The 14,644-nt window shown below is 33.8% G+C and carries 16 protein-coding genes; 10 read left to right on the top strand and 6 right to left on the bottom strand.

From position 1 onward, the window contains the following. Positions 1–44: 44 nt before the first annotated feature. The 3 genes from BSF42_RS20570 to BSF42_RS20580 all read left to right on the top strand — a co-directional run bounded on the left by BSF42_RS20570 (position 45) and on the right by BSF42_RS20580 (position 3,168). A complete protein-coding gene (locus BSF42_RS20570) occupies positions 45–1,184 on the top strand; it encodes a formylglycine-generating enzyme family protein (RefSeq protein ID WP_095954976.1) in 1,140 nt (379 codons plus the stop codon). Between the two features lie 118 nt (positions 1,185–1,302). Then, positions 1,303–2,580 (top strand): peptidase T, encoded by a 1,278-nt coding sequence (gene pepT, locus BSF42_RS20575; protein WP_095954977.1) that lies wholly within the window; start codon positions 1,303–1,305, stop codon positions 2,578–2,580. Beyond that, entirely contained in the window at positions 2,581–3,168 is a 588-nt protein-coding gene (locus BSF42_RS20580; RefSeq protein ID WP_095954978.1) for a YdeI family protein, read from the top strand. A gap of 456 nt (positions 3,169–3,624) precedes the next feature. On the opposite strand, the gene yajC is transcribed toward BSF42_RS20580, so the two are convergent. The 3 genes from yajC to BSF42_RS20595 all read right to left on the bottom strand — a co-directional run bounded on the left by yajC (position 3,625) and on the right by BSF42_RS20595 (position 6,317). Beyond that, a complete protein-coding gene (yajC, locus tag BSF42_RS20585) occupies positions 3,625–3,900 on the bottom strand; it encodes a preprotein translocase subunit YajC (RefSeq protein ID WP_095954979.1) in 276 nt (91 codons plus the stop codon). Between the two features lie 122 nt (positions 3,901–4,022). Next, positions 4,023–4,934, bottom strand: coding sequence for a transcription antitermination factor NusB (nusB, locus tag BSF42_RS20590; protein ID WP_095955037.1), 912 nt, complete (start codon positions 4,932–4,934; stop codon positions 4,023–4,025). Between the two features lie 276 nt (positions 4,935–5,210). Further along, positions 5,211–6,317, bottom strand: a complete 1,107-nt coding sequence (locus BSF42_RS20595) for a Glu/Leu/Phe/Val dehydrogenase (RefSeq protein WP_095954980.1) — start codon at positions 6,315–6,317, stop codon at positions 5,211–5,213. A gap of 204 nt (positions 6,318–6,521) precedes the next feature. Here BSF42_RS20595 and BSF42_RS20600 point away from each other — a divergent pair, with 204 nt between their 5' ends. The 4 genes from BSF42_RS20600 (at position 6,522) to BSF42_RS20615 (ending at position 10,293) form a co-directional block, all read left to right on the top strand. Further along, entirely contained in the window at positions 6,522–8,300 is a 1,779-nt protein-coding gene (locus BSF42_RS20600; RefSeq protein WP_095954981.1) for an ABC transporter ATP-binding protein, read from the top strand. A gap of 68 nt (positions 8,301–8,368) precedes the next feature. Further along, positions 8,369–8,737: a PUR family DNA/RNA-binding protein gene (locus BSF42_RS20605; protein WP_057119174.1), complete on the top strand. Its 369-nt coding sequence runs from the start codon at positions 8,369–8,371 to the stop codon at positions 8,735–8,737. 162 nt (positions 8,738–8,899) lie between these two features. After that, positions 8,900–9,724 carry an alpha/beta hydrolase gene (locus tag BSF42_RS20610; protein WP_095954982.1) on the top strand — a complete coding sequence of 275 codons (825 nt, stop codon included), beginning with the start codon at positions 8,900–8,902 and terminating at the stop codon, positions 9,722–9,724. 23 nt (positions 9,725–9,747) lie between these two features. Then, the gene (locus BSF42_RS20615; RefSeq protein ID WP_095954983.1) at positions 9,748–10,293 is read left to right on the top strand and encodes an alpha/beta hydrolase; all 546 of its coding nucleotides are present in this window, start codon (positions 9,748–9,750) and stop codon (positions 10,291–10,293) included. Between the two features lie 57 nt (positions 10,294–10,350). On the opposite strand, the gene BSF42_RS20620 is transcribed toward BSF42_RS20615, so the two are convergent. Further along, on the bottom strand, positions 10,351–10,686 hold the full coding sequence (locus tag BSF42_RS20620; protein WP_095954984.1) for a tRNA-binding protein: 336 nt from the start codon (positions 10,684–10,686) through the stop codon (positions 10,351–10,353). A gap of 127 nt (positions 10,687–10,813) precedes the next feature. Between BSF42_RS20620 and BSF42_RS20625 the strand changes: the two genes are divergently transcribed. The 3 genes from BSF42_RS20625 (at position 10,814) to BSF42_RS20635 (ending at position 13,164) form a co-directional block, all read left to right on the top strand. After that, complete coding sequence (locus tag BSF42_RS20625) at positions 10,814–11,707, top strand: alpha/beta fold hydrolase (RefSeq protein WP_095954985.1); 894 nt, start codon at positions 10,814–10,816, stop codon at positions 11,705–11,707. A 130-nt stretch (positions 11,708–11,837) separates the two neighbouring features. After that, complete coding sequence (locus BSF42_RS20630) at positions 11,838–12,392, top strand: thioredoxin family protein (protein WP_095954986.1); 555 nt, start codon at positions 11,838–11,840, stop codon at positions 12,390–12,392. A 376-nt stretch (positions 12,393–12,768) separates the two neighbouring features. Next, positions 12,769–13,164, top strand: coding sequence for a GreA/GreB family elongation factor (locus BSF42_RS20635; protein ID WP_095954987.1), 396 nt, complete (start codon positions 12,769–12,771; stop codon positions 13,162–13,164). A gap of 108 nt (positions 13,165–13,272) precedes the next feature. On the opposite strand, the gene BSF42_RS20640 is transcribed toward BSF42_RS20635, so the two are convergent. Next, positions 13,273–13,596, bottom strand: a complete 324-nt coding sequence (locus BSF42_RS20640; protein ID WP_095954988.1) for a cytochrome c — start codon at positions 13,594–13,596, stop codon at positions 13,273–13,275. Positions 13,597–13,692: 96 nt separating this feature from the next. Further along, a complete protein-coding gene (locus BSF42_RS20645; RefSeq protein WP_095954989.1) occupies positions 13,693–14,625 on the bottom strand; it encodes a peptidylprolyl isomerase in 933 nt (310 codons plus the stop codon). Positions 14,626–14,644 lie beyond the last annotated feature (19 nt).

A 14,644-nucleotide genomic window follows, 5' to 3' on the forward strand; every position in this document is an offset into this window, starting at 1 on the left:
ATCCCATCTATTTGACAACCAATATCAGATCAAAATCATATACCATGAAAAATAAAACATTTTGGATTATCGCTGTCCTGACAATTTCCATTATTTCAATTGCTTACAGTTATACTAAATTAGTTGTACCCAAAAAAGAAATAGTTGCCGCTGCAGAATGTCATGAGATTCCAAACACTTCCGAATCTTCTGCTTTTAAAGCAACAATTGAAAATAAAGTTAAACCGACAGGAAAAGCTCCTGCTGGAATGGTTTGGATTCCTGGAGGTGAATTTTCTATGGGAAGCAATGTCGAAGACGAAAGTTTGTGCAGTATAAAAGGGGTAACAAAAGATGCCGCTCCTATTCACCGCGTTTATGTGGACGGCTACTATATGGATGAAACTGAAGTTACCAATGAAGAATTTGAAAAATTTGTGAAAGCAACTGGTTATATAACTGTTGCAGAACAAAAACCAACTAAAGAAGAATTTCCGACTGCAACTGACGAACAGTTAATTACAGGATCTGTTGTATTTACACCTACTCCATCTGCAGTTAATCTGAATAATTTTATGCAATGGTGGCGCTACGAACCAGGAGCCGACTGGAAACATCCAGATGGCTCACAAAGTACTATTAAAGGGAGAGAAAAATATCCTGTAGTACACGTGGTTTATGAAGATGCTGCTGCGTATGCGAAATGGGCGGGAAAGAGACTTCCAACAGAGGCAGAATGGGAATTTGCAGCACGCGGCGGTAAGACAGGAAATTTATATGCTTGGGGAAATGATTTAAAACCAAAAGGAAAATTTCAGGCGAATATCTATCAGGGAAATTTCCCAATTAAAGATGGAGACACTGGAGAAGATGGTTTTAAAGGAATTGCTCCAACAGCGAAATACGCACCCAATTCATACGGCTTGTATGATATGGCTGGAAATGTATGGGAATGGGTTAGCGATTGGTACAGTGTAGATTATTATAAATCATTGGCAGAAAGCGGTAAAACTGTAAAAAATCCGACAGGTCCTGATGCTTATAACGATCCTAATGATCCAACAGAAATAAAACGTGTACATCGCGGTGGTTCATTTTTATGTACTGATCAATATTGTACACGATATATGGTAGGAACGAGAGGAAAAGGCGAAATTAGATCTGCCGCAAACCATGTGGGTTTTAGATGTGTAAAGAGTAAATAATTATAGTAAAACAACTGAAAGGGATTCTGCAGAGAATCCCTTTTTTTATTCATTCAGATATAGGAAGCTAAATTATTGAGCAGAAAAAATTTTCTATATTTGCTAAAAATTCAAAGAAATGCAACATATCATAGACCGCTTTATCAGTTATGTAACAATTGATACCGAATCGGATCCAAATTCACAAACAACACCTAGTACGGAGAAACAATGGAATCTTGCCAATAAATTAGTTGAAGAACTAAAAGCAATAGGCTTGGATGAAGTAACTATCGATGATAAAGCGTATATCATGGCAACACTGCCAAGTAACGTTGATCATGAAGTACCAACTATTGGTTTTGTTTCTCATTTTGATACTTCTCCAGATTTTAGCGGTGCCAACGTAAAACCTCAAATCGTAGAAAATTACGATGGAAAAGATATTATTCTTAACGCAGAAAAAAACATTGTTTTATCTCCAAATTATTTCAAAGATTTACTGCAGTATAAAGGTCAAACCATTATCACTACTGACGGAACAACTTTGTTAGGTGCCGATGACAAAGCTGGAATTACAGAAATTGTTTCAGCAATGGAATATCTTATCCAGCATCCAGAAATTAAACACGGAAAAATCAGAATTGGTTTTACGCCAGACGAAGAAATTGGCCGCGGTGCGCATCATTTTGATGTAGAAAAATTTGGCGCTCAATGGGCTTATACGATGGATGGAAGCCAGATTGGTGAATTAGAATATGAAAATTTTAATGCGGCTGGAGCTAAAATTACTTTTAAAGGAAAAAGCGTTCATCCTGGTTATGCAAAAGGAAAAATGATCAACTCAATGCTTTTGGCAAATGAGTTTATTAATGAACTTCCGAAAGGCGAAACTCCAGAGGAAACAAAAGGTTACGAGGGATTTTTTCACGTACATCATATAAAAGGAAACATCGAAGAAACGGTTTTAGAATTGATTATCCGTGATCATAACAAAAAGAAATTCGAAAAAAGAAAAGAGCTTATTGAAAAAATTGCCAAAAAATTCAATAAAAAATTCGCGAAGAAATTTGGTGAAGACATCGTAATTGCAGTTGTAAAAGATCAATATTACAATATGAAAGAAAAAGTTCTTCCAGTAAAACATATTGTAGATATTGCCGAAAAAGCAATGAAAGAATTAAACATCAAACCGATCATTAAACCAATTCGCGGCGGAACTGACGGTTCTCAATTATCGTTTATGGGATTACCTTGTCCGAACATTTTTGCGGGCGGTCATAACTTTCATGGAAAATACGAATATGTTCCTGCAGAAAGTATCCAAAAAGCAACTGATGTAATTGTAAAGATTGCTGAATTAACAGCTAATCCAGGGATTTTTGATACAGCTGAAAAATCTAAATCAAAGAAATAATTGGAATCACAATCCGAAAATAAAGGCATTTGGAAATATGGTGATAAATGGGAAGAAGAGCTCCTTCTTCTTCAATCTATCATCGATAAAACAGAACTTATCGAAACCACAAAATGGGGCGGTCCAGTTTATGTTTATAACAAGAAAAATGTGATCGGAATTGGGGGATTTAAAGACTATTTTGCCATTTGGTTTTTCAATGGTGTTTTTCTGAAGGACACCAAAAAGAAACTCGTAAATGCTCAGGAAGACAAAACTAAATCATTGCGTCAGTGGCGTTTTACATCCAAAGATGAAGTAAATGAGGCGATGGTTTTAGAATATATTTCTGAAGCAATTGAAAATGAAAAGCAGGGAAAAGTTATAAAACCTTCTAAAAAAGAAGCAATTGTTTCTGAACTTTTAGAGAAAGAAATGACCCAAAATCCAACTATAAAAGAAGCTTTTAATAAATTCTCGCCTTACAAACAATATGAGTTTTTAGAATATATTGAAACCGCCAAACAAGAAAAAACCAAACTTTCAAGAATTGAAAAAGTGATTCCGATGATTCTGGCTAATGTTGGACTGAATGATAAATACAGGTGATTTTTTTTAAAAAATTCCAAATTAAAAATTCCAAATTCCAAATGCTTCGCCAATTCGCGATCACTCGGATCTAAATTCCAATACTTTGTCATTCTGAGCGAAGTCGAAGAACTAAACTATACGAGACCTTTGTCAAAGTTTAAAACTTTGACAAAGGTTTTTTTATGCGCAAACAATGTCATTGCGAGGAACGAAGCAACCACACAGAGAATAACCTATTATAACTACAAAGCATTCCCACATAGTATGTCATTCCGAAAAACGAGAGTACACAACTATTTTTTGTCATTTCGACCAAAGGGAGAAATCACACCAGAAACTCCACAAGTCCTGTCGCCAATCTTTAGCGATCAGCGAGTTTAATTTCTCCCTTTGGTCAAAATGACAATAATGCGCAAAAAAAACCCAAACTCCTTTTGGAATTTGGGATTTTGAATATTGTAATTTTAAAAAAAATTATGCTTTTTTATTCAAAGCTGCACTCAATTCTAATGAAATCGCTGAACGCTCTAATTTTAATTTTCCTGACATAGTTTCGATTACAACGGTAGTTTCTGCTAATTCAGCAATTTTACCGTGAAAACCACTTTTTGTAACTATTCTATCACCAACTTTTAGGCCGCTTTCAAATTCTTTTTCGTTTTTAGCTCTTTTTTGTTGTGGTCTAATCATGAAGAAATAGATTACCACAAACATCAATAGAAATGGCGCAAATTGAGTTAATTGTCCCATAATTTAAATTTATTTTTGATTTATATTTAATATTTTCTTTTAACTCTTCTCCCGAAGCCTCGGGACGCTCAGAGAGACAAAACAGTTGGAATTTGGTATTTAAAAAATTGAAAATTTAATTTTTACATCAACCCTCTTCCCACTTTTACCATCTTTTTATTAGCGGTAAGTTCTTTTACAAGGTTATCTAAAATTCCGTTGATAAAAATACTGCTTTTTGGTGTAGAATACTCTTTTGCGATTTCTAAATATTCGTTAAGAGTTACTTTTACAGGAATTGACGGAAATTTTAAAAATTCGCAGATTGCCATTTTCAAAATAATAGTATCAATTTCTGCAATTCTTTCGCTGTCCCAATTTGGTGTTTTATCATCGTATTCTTTAGCAAAAACAGTTTCATTTAAAACAGTTCTTCTAAATAAATCTTTGGCAAAATCTTTATCCTCAACATCTTTATACAATTTTGGAACTCTAAAATCGTCTGGATCTTCTGTCTTAATTGCTTTTAACTGCTTAATAATATGTGTATTTACAACCGGAATATCATCAACCCAAGTTAATTTGTCATCCTCCAAATACTCGTATAATTTTTCATTTGGAACAATAACTTCAGCAAACAAATCAATTACAAATTGTCTGTCTTCCTCAAATGTATTCACATTATTGCTCATGTATTTTTTATACAAATCGCTTGCTTTTACATCATTTAAAAGCAAAATGATATAATCATCGTTTAATGACCAGTTGTTGATTTTACGATTTTCTAAAGCGATGCTTAAGGAATTGCTTTCGGCAAGAAGTTGAAAAATTTTATTCTTTACAAATTTTTCATTTGGATTACGTTCTGCAGCAGTTGCAAGGTGTTTTTTACTTGACAGATGTAAAAAAACAGACTCTTTTTTACAAATTTCTATCAATGAAGAAAGCATTATAAGATATAAGTCCTGAATATTATCAATGCTATAAAAAAGGAATTTCTCTTCTTTTTCCAGATTATCAGAACCGCTTTGGTGCATTGCATAAATGGATTGCATTACTTTAACGCGTATGTGTCTTCTATTTACCACCGTGTAAGAACATTTAAAAATTAGTCTGCAAAATTAGGAATTTCAATCCTTATAATAAAATTTATTCGTAAAAAAGTATTCAGTCGCAGTGTCAGTTTTCAGTCTTAGTCACGGTATTCAGCGAAATCAAAACAGTTCTCAGAAAAAACCAAAAATTGAGACTGGAACTGCGAACAAAAAAAAGCCCCAGTTTCCAGATAAAACTGGAAACTGAGACTGAGACTGTAAACTGAGACCTAAGAATTACTTAGAAGCGTTCTCTATTCTTCTTTGATCAATACGATTTTGAGCAATTGTAAGCGCTGCTTTATGAGTCGTAATATTATTTTTAGCGGCAAAATCTATAATTTCTAAAGTAGTATTATAAATATTTTCCGTTTTAGTCATGATTTCAGCTTTACCGTAATTTGCTAATTCCGCGTAAACATTGATAATTCCACCAGCGTTAATCAAGAAATCTGGAGCGTATAAAATACCTCTTTCCTGCAGTCTTGCACCGTGAACATTCTCATCTGCTAATTGATTGTTGGCAGCACCAGCAATAACTTTAGCTTTAATTTTGTCTACTGTATTATCATTAATTGTTGCTCCCATCGCACATGGCGCATAGATATCAACATCTGCTGTATATAAATCTTCACCAGTGTAAATTGTCGCATTGTATTTTGAAGCAACCTGATATAATTTTTCTTCATTAATATCAGTAATAGTTACCTGTGCTCCTTCTTTAGTTAAATACTCTACCAAAGTTTCACCAACGTGCCCAATTCCTTGAACCAAAACTTTTTTACCATCTAAAACATCAGTACCAAACTGACTTTTAGCTGCAGCTTTCATTCCTAAATAAACACCGTAAGCAGTAACAGGAGAAGGGTTGCCAGAACCACCTCTTTCTTCAGAAATACCCGTAACATAAGGCGTTACGTCTCTTACTGTATCCATGTCTTTAGTTTCCATTCCAACATCTTCTGCAGTAATATATCTTCCGCTTAATGAATGTACAAATTCACCAAACTTACGCATTAATTCAGGCGTTTTCTGTGTTTTAGCATCACCAATAATAACAGCTTTACCTCCACCAATATTAAGTCCAGTAATGGCAGATTTAAACGTCATACCTCTTGAAAGACGTAAAACATCATTTAAAGCTTCCCATTCTGTGTTATAATTCCACATTCTAGTACCTCCCAAAGCTGGCCCCATAACCGAATTATGAATACCAATAATTGCTTTTAAACCTGTATCTTTGTCATTGCAAAATACAATTTGTTCGTGATCGTCAAAAGATAATTGACCAAAAACAGGATCCATTTTTTGAAGTTCCTTTCCAGTTGCGAAAGTTGCATCCATAGCGCTAGTATTAATTAGGTTAAAATTATGAATTTGTCAAAAAGACTTCTCAAACATAATTAAAAAATACACATGTGCTAATTTTTTATCTTTAAAATAACAATTTTACAATACAATTGTTTTGATTAAATTGCAATTTATTATAATTTTAATTACTAATAATTCACAAAATCAAATCAATTCAATATCAGATTTCTTAAAAAAATGAAAGAATTAAGCTATTTAAACAAATATTTCATTAAGTATAAATACAGTTTTTCGCTGGGTATTTTAATCACCATAATCGCACAAATATTTTCTCTATTTACTCCAAAATTGATTAGTAAGTCATTAAATGCTATTGAGAATTTTGACAAACTATCTGCTGCAGACCAAAAATCGGAAGTCGTTATTGCTGCTTTTCGACAAGATTTAATTCATAACGTGCTGTTAATCATAGCAACCACGATTGTAGCTGGATTTTTAACGTTTTTAATGCGCCAGACTTTAATTGTAATGTCTCGTCATATTGAGTTTGATTTAAAAAATGAGGTTTTTAGACAATACGAAAATCTTTCTCAGACTTTTTACAAGCAAAATAGAACTGGGGATTTAATGAACCGTATCAGCGAAGACGTTTCAAAAGTACGTATGTATGTTGGGCCGGCTGTTATGTATACTATTAATACATTTATCCGTTTTGCGATTGTTATATTATATATGTATAATGTATCGCCGCTGCTTACCTTATACACGATACTTCCGTTACCAATACTTTCGTTTTGTATTTTTAAATTAAGTTCCGAAATCAATAAACGAAGTACTACTTTCCAGCAATATCTTTCTAAAGTTTCCAGTTTCTCACAAGAAATATTTTCAGGAATCAGAGTTATTAAAGCGTATTCTCTAGAAAAACAGCACCAAAATAATATGGTTGATCTTGCAGAAGAGAGCAAACGCAAGAGTTTAAGTCTGGCAAGAGTACAGTCTTTATTTGGCCCGTTAATGATTGCACTTATCGGAATTAGTAATTTGGTAGTTATTTATTTTGGAGGCGTAATGTATATTAATGGAACGATTCCGAATATCGGAACTATTGCCGAGTTTATTTTATATGTAAACATGCTGACTTGGCCGGTTGCTTCTTTAGGATGGGTTTCGTCAATGGTGCAAGAGGCAGAAGCTTCTCAAAAACGTTTAAATGAATTTTTGAAAATAGAACCAGAAATCAAAAACAACAACGAAAACACATCAGATATTCAAGGAACGATTTCTTTCGAGAATGTTTCTTTTACCTATAACGATACTAATATTGAAGCTTTAAAAAATGTTTCGTTTACGGTTAAAAAAGGAGAAACGCTGGCAATCTTAGGAAAAACAGGTTCAGGAAAATCAACCATACTTTCTTTAATCTCCAGATTATATGATGTAACCGATGGCGAGCTTAAAATTGATACAAACGAAATCAGTACTTTAAACTTAAACGATCTTCGAAATAATATTGGAATTGTTCCGCAAGATGCTTTCTTATTTTCTGATACTATTAAAAATAATATCAAATTTGGAAATCAAAATGCAACTGACGAAGAAGTATTCGAAGCTGCTAAAAATGCTGTTGTCCACGATAATATTATTGCGTTTAATAAACAGTATGACACTGTTTTAGGAGAAAGAGGAATTACACTTTCGGGCGGACAAAAACAGCGTGTTTCAATTGCAAGAGCGATTATTAAAAATCCTGCTATCTTACTTTTTGACGATTGTTTATCTGCCGTTGACACCGAAACCGAAGAAATGATTTTGAATAATTTATTTGAAATTTCTAAAGATAAAACAACTATAATTGTAAGTCATCGTGTGTCATCTGCAAAGAATGCAGACAAAATTATCATACTCGAAGACGGCCGTATTATACAACAAGGTTCTCATAATCAATTAATAAATCAAGACGGCTATTACGCATCGTTATATTTAAAACAACTTTCGGAAAAAGAATTACTTTAATTGTTGCGTAATAGATAATTTTTTATGATTTTTGAGTACTATTAATTCCAAAAATGATAGAACGTATTATGAGAGAAAATGACATGTTAGAAAAAGAAGAGATTTTTTCTAAAGTATTACGAGCAGGAAGAAGAACTTATTTCTTTGATGTGAGAGCTACCAAAGCTGATGATTACTATATCACTATTACCGAAAGCAAAAAATTTACTGAGGAAGATGGTTCATTTCATTTCAAGAAACACAAAATTTACTTGTACAAAGAAGATTTTAGTGCTTTTGCCGAAATACTAGAAGAAATGACCTCTTATGTTTTGAACCACAAAGGCGAAGAAGTAATTTCTGAAAGACATCAAAAAGATTTTAAGAAAGAATACAGTTCTGAAAAATCTGAAAGCCAAAGATCTAGCTTTACAGATATTGATTTTGACGATATTTAATTCAAAATAAACTTTTTATAAGTACGAGTCCAATTTGTTCTGCATTTTGGACTTTTTTTATATATTAATTTATTATTTTAGATTTTGGACCCGAAGTTTCGGGACAGATTTTAGATTTTCTTCAATCAATTAAACTCGAAAACACAATTCAATACTTTTAAAATGAAAAAATTAATTATCCTTCTAAGTTTCTTTCTCTACGGAATTTCAATCTCTTCGCAGAATTTAGAATACGAAACAAAAACCAACATTCAATATTACAATACAGCTGCAAACAAATCTGACAAGTACATTAACGAAAGATGTGTGTTGGATATTTATTATCCAAAAAACAAAACGGGATTTGCTACAATTGTATGGTTTCACGGCGGCGGCTTAACGGGCGGGAATAAAGAAATTCCTGAAGCCTTAAAAAATAAAGGTTTTGCGATTATTGGCGTAAATTACAGATTATCACCAAAAGTAAAAGCTGCAAATGCTATTGAAGATGCGGCGGCGGCAGTTGCTTGGACTTTTAATAATATATCAAATTATGGAGGTGACAAAGCTCAGATTTTTGTTTCTGGACATTCTGCTGGCGGTTATTTAGGAATGATGATTGGTTTGGATAAAAAATGGCTTCAAAAAGAAAATATCGATGCTGATAAAATCGCTGGATTAATTCCGTTCAGCGGACAATGTATTACGCATTTTGAAATTAGAAAAGAAAACGGAATTCCTGAAAAACAGCCTACTATTGATGCTTTTGCTCCTTTATACTACGTTCGCGCCGATGCACCGCCTCTTTTGTTAATTACCGGAGATCGTGAATTAGAAATGCTCGGACGTTATGAAGAAAACGCATACATGGCCAGAATGATGAAATTATCAGGGCACAAACAAACTAAACTTTACGAACTTGACGGTTACAACCATGGAATGACTGAACCTGGTTTTCCGCTTTTAGTGAATGAAGTAAACCGAATTTTGAAAGAAACTAAAAAATAATATATAATTTAAAATCCACGGCAATGGAAACAAATTTATTGATATTACCCGGTCTGGGCGACTCAGGCGAAAAACACTGGCAGACCTTTTGGCATAAAAAATTCAAAAACTCCATTCGAGTGGTACAAGATAATTGGGACGAACCCGTTCGCGAGGATTGGATTGCGAGATTAAACGAGAACATTTTAAAGCTTACTAAACCAACTATTTTGGTAGCACACAGTTTAGCGGTTTCGCTGGTGCTGCATTGGGCAGAAAAGTACAACAACCAAAATATAATCGGAGCTTTTTTAGTTGCTCCTGCAGATGTAGATTCACCTCAACACACACCAGAATGCATTAGAAATTTTTCGCCAATGCCAATTTACAAATTGCCTTTTCCATCTGTTGTTGTTGCAAGCGAAAATGATCCTTACGCTTCTTTCGAAAGAAAACAATATTTCGCTGAAAAATGGGGAAGTGATTTTGTAAATGTCGGTCAGCAAGGACACATTAACTCTGATTCTGATTTAAAATATTGGGAAGAAGGACAGATTATTTTACGTGATTTTCTTTCTAAAATAAAATAATTTAGTCTCAGTCGCGGTTTTCAGTCACAATGTGAGACTGTAAACTGCGACTGAATACTAGCCTATACGCAATCCATTCGGGATCTTAAAATCTGGAGCTAATAAAATTACATCTCCCTCCTCGCCTACAGCGCCAAGAACCAGACATTCGCTCATAAACTTCCCGATCTGTTTTCTAGGAAAATTTACCACTGCAACAATCTGGCGGTTTAGTAAATCTTCTTTTTGATATCTTTTTGTTATTTGTGCCGATGATTTTCGAATCCCAATCTCTGATCCAAAATCAATAGTAAGCTGATAAGCAGGTTTTCTCGCTTCAGGAAAATCATTTACTTCAATTATAGTTCCTACGCGCATATCTGTTCGATCAAATTCGTTCCAAGTTAAATCCATTTTTAATTGTATTAGAATTACAAACCTATAAATTTTGTAATTAATGCACCTAATTCTGTAACCTATTTCTTTCGGTTAGCTTATAATTTTACTGTAGAAAATAGTATACTAACGAAAAATATATAACATGGAACATACTGAACCAAATGCATGCATGTCAATTAAAGATTTTGAATCAAATTTAAAACAGGTTCACACCGATAAATATATAGAAACAGCTCAAAACGTAAGGTTATATGTTAAAGATTATGGACAGGGAAAACCAGTAATTCTTATTCATGGCTGGCCGCTTTCTAACGAAATGTGGGAATATCAAATCGACCATTTAGTACAAAATAATTACAGAGTTATTGCCTACGACCGACGCGGTTTTGGTAAATCATCGCAGCCTTGGGACGGTTATGACTACGATACTTTAACAGACGATCTTAAAGAAATTATAGAACAATTGGAATTAGAAAACGTAACACTTGTTGGTTTCTCAATGGGAGGCGGAGAAGTGGTTCGTTATTTCAGCCGTCATGGCGGAAAGGGCGTTACCAAAGCAGTTTTAATTTCTTCAGTTATTCCGTTCCTTTTAAAAACTCATGATAACCCAGACGGACATCCGAAAGAGAAAAGTGAAACTACTGCAGCAGCAATTAAAGAAGACAGAATTGCTTTTGTAGACAATTTCGGAAAAACGTTTTTTGGCATCAATATTATCAATAAACCAATTAGCACACCGCTTCTAGAATATTACAGATCATTATGTTCGCTAGCTTCTCCAAGAGCGACTTTGAAATGTGCTGAATCGTTCTCATTTACTGATTTTAGAGATGAACTAGATTTTATCAAGGTTCCAACTTTGATCATTCATGGTGATGACGATAAAATTGTTCCTATCGATCTTACTTCAAGAAAAGCTGCAAAAGCAATTGCAAATAATACTTTTATTGAATACGAAGGAGCACCACACGGTTTATTTTACACAGACAGAGAAAAACTAAACGAGGATTTACTGCAATTTTTAAATTCTTAAAAACATAAAAAAGTGTCCAAAGAAGCAAGCTGATCCAGCTAACTGCTTCTTTGGATATTTTTTTTTATTCTTGTGCTCTTTTATTTACAGATTTTTAAAGCTATTTTTGAAAATCTAATTTCTAGTAAAAATGGCACAAGCTAAATCAACAATGCTTCCTTTAGGAACAATGGCTCCTGATTTTTATCTAAAAGACACTAACTCAAATGACACTTTTTCTTTCGAAGATTTAAAAGGTTCCAAAGGTACTTTGGTTATGTTTATCTGCAACCATTGTCCGTTTGTGCTTCATGTTATCAATGAAATTGTAATGATTGCTAACGATTACCGCGTACAAGGAATTGGAGTAATTGCTATTTCAAGCAACGACATTGTTAAATATCCCGAAGATGCTCCAGAATTGATGACGGCATTTGCTATGCATCATAAAATTGATTTTCCTTATTTGTATGATGAAAGTCAGGAAACAGCAAAAGCTTATGACGCTGCCTGTACTCCAGATTTCTATTTATTTGATAATCAAGATAAACTTTTTTACCGCGGCCAACTGGATGATTCAAGGCCTGCCAACGGAATTCCTCTTAGCGGAAGCGACCTTAGAGGCGCTATAGATGCCTTAATTTACAACAGAAGTTTAAAAGAGCCACAAGTACCAAGTCTGGGCTGTGGCATTAAATGGAAGTAAAAACTCACTAAATTGAAAAAGATTACCTATCTTTGCAGATCAATTTAATTCTCCTCATGGGAAATATAATATCACATACAGCTATAAAAAAGTCATTTTCCTTTTCGGGAAAATCGCTTAGTGCTGTAATTATTTCGCATAATAGGGCCTTTATTAATTAGGCCTCCGTCTATTCCAGTTTCTTCTTTCTGACGGAGGATTTACAATCAAGCTTAAGCATTTTATTATTTGACAAAAATCAATTTTGGTCAGATATTTTTTTGTTTTTCAAATTAAAACATTTTAAATCCTTTGTCTTATTTTAAGACTAAGAAGCAGTACGATTAAATTCATAAAAGAATCATTTAAATTTTATAACAATAAATTCAATATAGATATGAAACCAACACCCACTTTCTGTAAATCAGATTATCAATTTTTAAGAGAATTGATTTTAAAAAGTAAAAATTCAACAAATACTAAAGAAGCCAATCAGCTTTCGCAAGAATTAGACCGCGCTGTAATAAGCAAAGAAAGCGAACTTGATACTTCTGTTATCCGAATCAATTCTTTTGTAACAATTGAAGATGTGAAAGCCAAAAAACAAATGAAAATTCAAATCGTTTTACCTTCTTCGGCAGACGTAAAACAATCTAAGATCTCAATTCTAGCGCCGCTAAGTGTTGCTATTATTGGTTTTAAAGAAAATGATGAAGTAGATTGGGAATTACCGGCTGGCATCAAAACTTTAAAAGTAATTGCGGTAGATAATTCGGCTGTACATCATTCTTAACTTTTTAAACACCTCATTCTGTGAAGGTGTTTTTTTATATCTATTTGAAAATAAAAAAAAACGGTTCAATTATATTTTGAACCGTTTTTTTATGCTTTATTAAATCAATTACAATTGTGAATGAATATAACTGGTAACAGATGCTAATTGAGTTTCGTCTAATTTTGCCTTTTTACCCATTCTTACCAAAATTGGCGCCCATTCTTCTTTAGTGTATTTCTTTGGATCGTACAATTTGTGGCATCTTGCACAACTGTTTTCATATAAGTTTTTCGCTTCTGCTAAATCTACATATGTAGTAGTTAATTCTTTAGCATCTCCTGCTTTTGGCGGAGGTGGAGGTGATGGCGCAGCTTCTGCAACCGTTTTTGTAGTACCGCAAGCCACTAAAAGCAGTGTCACAGCAGTTAAAGTTAGTATTCTTAATTTCATCTTGCTTTTTTTATTTGAAAGTAAATATAAAAAAATCCCATACACAGCGGTGTATGGGATTACAATTTAAAACAATACTAAATTGCTTGTAAATTCTTATTTTACGTCCATTAATTCAACGTCAAAAATCAAAGTTGCGTTTGGCGGGATCACTCCTCCTGCACCAGATGGTCCGTATCCTAAATCAGATGGAATTACAAAACGAGCTTTGTCTCCAACTTGTAATAAAGCGATACCTTCGTCCCATCCTTCGATAACCTGCCCAACTCCTAATTTAAATTCGATTGGTTTTTTACGTGGGTAAGAGGAATCAAAAACTTTTCCGCTTTCTAATGATCCTTCGTAGTGAACAGAAACCGTTTTTCCAGCTTCCGCTTTTTTACCATCTCCTTTTTGGATCATTTTGTAACGTAAACCGCTTTCCGTTTTATCAAAACCTGCAGCCAATTGTTCCATTTTTGCTTCAGTTTCTGCTTTTAAAGCTGCTTCACGTTTTAGACGAGCACCTTTTAAACCGATGAAAGATTCGATAGCATTAAATTTTTCTGCTTCCTCACCTACTCTAATGATTTCTACAGACTCTAAATTATCACCTTGAGCAACAGCATCAACGATATCTTGTCCTTCAACAACATAACCAAAAACACTGTGTTTTCCGTCTAACCAAGGAGTTGGAACGTGTGTAATAAAGAATTGAGAACCATTGCTTCCAGGACCAGAGTTTGCCATAGACAATACTCCTGGACGATCGTGTTTTAAACTTGGGTGAAATTCATCATCAAATTTGTAACCTGGATCTCCAGTTCCAGTTCCTTTAGGGCATCCACCCTGGATCATGAAATCAGGAATTACTCTGTGAAATGTTAATCCGTCATAGAATTTTTGTCCTTGAGGTTTAACTTTATTTTCCATATTACCTTCTGCAAGAGCTACAAAGTTCCCTACAGTTCCAGGTGTTAAATCGTGTGTTAGTTTTACTAAAATCGAACCTTTGCTAGTGTTGAATTTAGCGTATATTCCGTTTTCCATGTTGTTATTTTTAATTTGA

It is taken from the genome of Flavobacterium sp. ACN6 (assembly GCF_002304005.1).
Lineage (GTDB): Bacteria > Bacteroidota > Bacteroidia > Flavobacteriales > Flavobacteriaceae > Flavobacterium.

Bases quoted from the DNA above. Each gene is read 5' to 3' on its own strand.
- BSF42_RS20570 (WP_095954976.1), top strand. From the start codon at position 45: ATGAAAAATAAAACATTTTGGATTATCGCTGTCCTGACAATTTCCATT.
- pepT (WP_095954977.1), top strand. From the start codon at position 1,303: ATGCAACATATCATAGACCGCTTTATCAGTTATGTAACAATTGATACC.
- yajC (WP_095954979.1), bottom strand. From the start codon at position 3,900: ATGGGACAATTAACTCAATTTGCGCCATTTCTATTGATGTTTGTGGTA.
- nusB (WP_095955037.1), bottom strand. From the start codon at position 4,934: ATGCAATCCATTTATGCAATGCACCAAAGCGGTTCTGATAATCTGGAA.
- BSF42_RS20595 (WP_095954980.1), bottom strand. From the start codon at position 6,317: ATGGATGCAACTTTCGCAACTGGAAAGGAACTTCAAAAAATGGATCCT.
- BSF42_RS20600 (WP_095954981.1), top strand. From the start codon at position 6,522: ATGAAAGAATTAAGCTATTTAAACAAATATTTCATTAAGTATAAATAC.
- BSF42_RS20605 (WP_057119174.1), top strand. From the start codon at position 8,369: ATGAGAGAAAATGACATGTTAGAAAAAGAAGAGATTTTTTCTAAAGTA.
- BSF42_RS20610 (WP_095954982.1), top strand. From the start codon at position 8,900: ATGAAAAAATTAATTATCCTTCTAAGTTTCTTTCTCTACGGAATTTCA.
- BSF42_RS20615 (WP_095954983.1), top strand. From the start codon at position 9,748: ATGGAAACAAATTTATTGATATTACCCGGTCTGGGCGACTCAGGCGAA.
- BSF42_RS20620 (WP_095954984.1), bottom strand. From the start codon at position 10,686: ATGGATTTAACTTGGAACGAATTTGATCGAACAGATATGCGCGTAGGA.
- BSF42_RS20625 (WP_095954985.1), top strand. From the start codon at position 10,814: ATGGAACATACTGAACCAAATGCATGCATGTCAATTAAAGATTTTGAA.
- BSF42_RS20630 (WP_095954986.1), top strand. From the start codon at position 11,838: ATGGCACAAGCTAAATCAACAATGCTTCCTTTAGGAACAATGGCTCCT.
- BSF42_RS20635 (WP_095954987.1), top strand. From the start codon at position 12,769: ATGAAACCAACACCCACTTTCTGTAAATCAGATTATCAATTTTTAAGA.
- BSF42_RS20640 (WP_095954988.1), bottom strand. From the start codon at position 13,596: ATGAAATTAAGAATACTAACTTTAACTGCTGTGACACTGCTTTTAGTG.
- BSF42_RS20645 (WP_095954989.1), bottom strand. From the start codon at position 14,625: ATGGAAAACGGAATATACGCTAAATTCAACACTAGCAAAGGTTCGATT.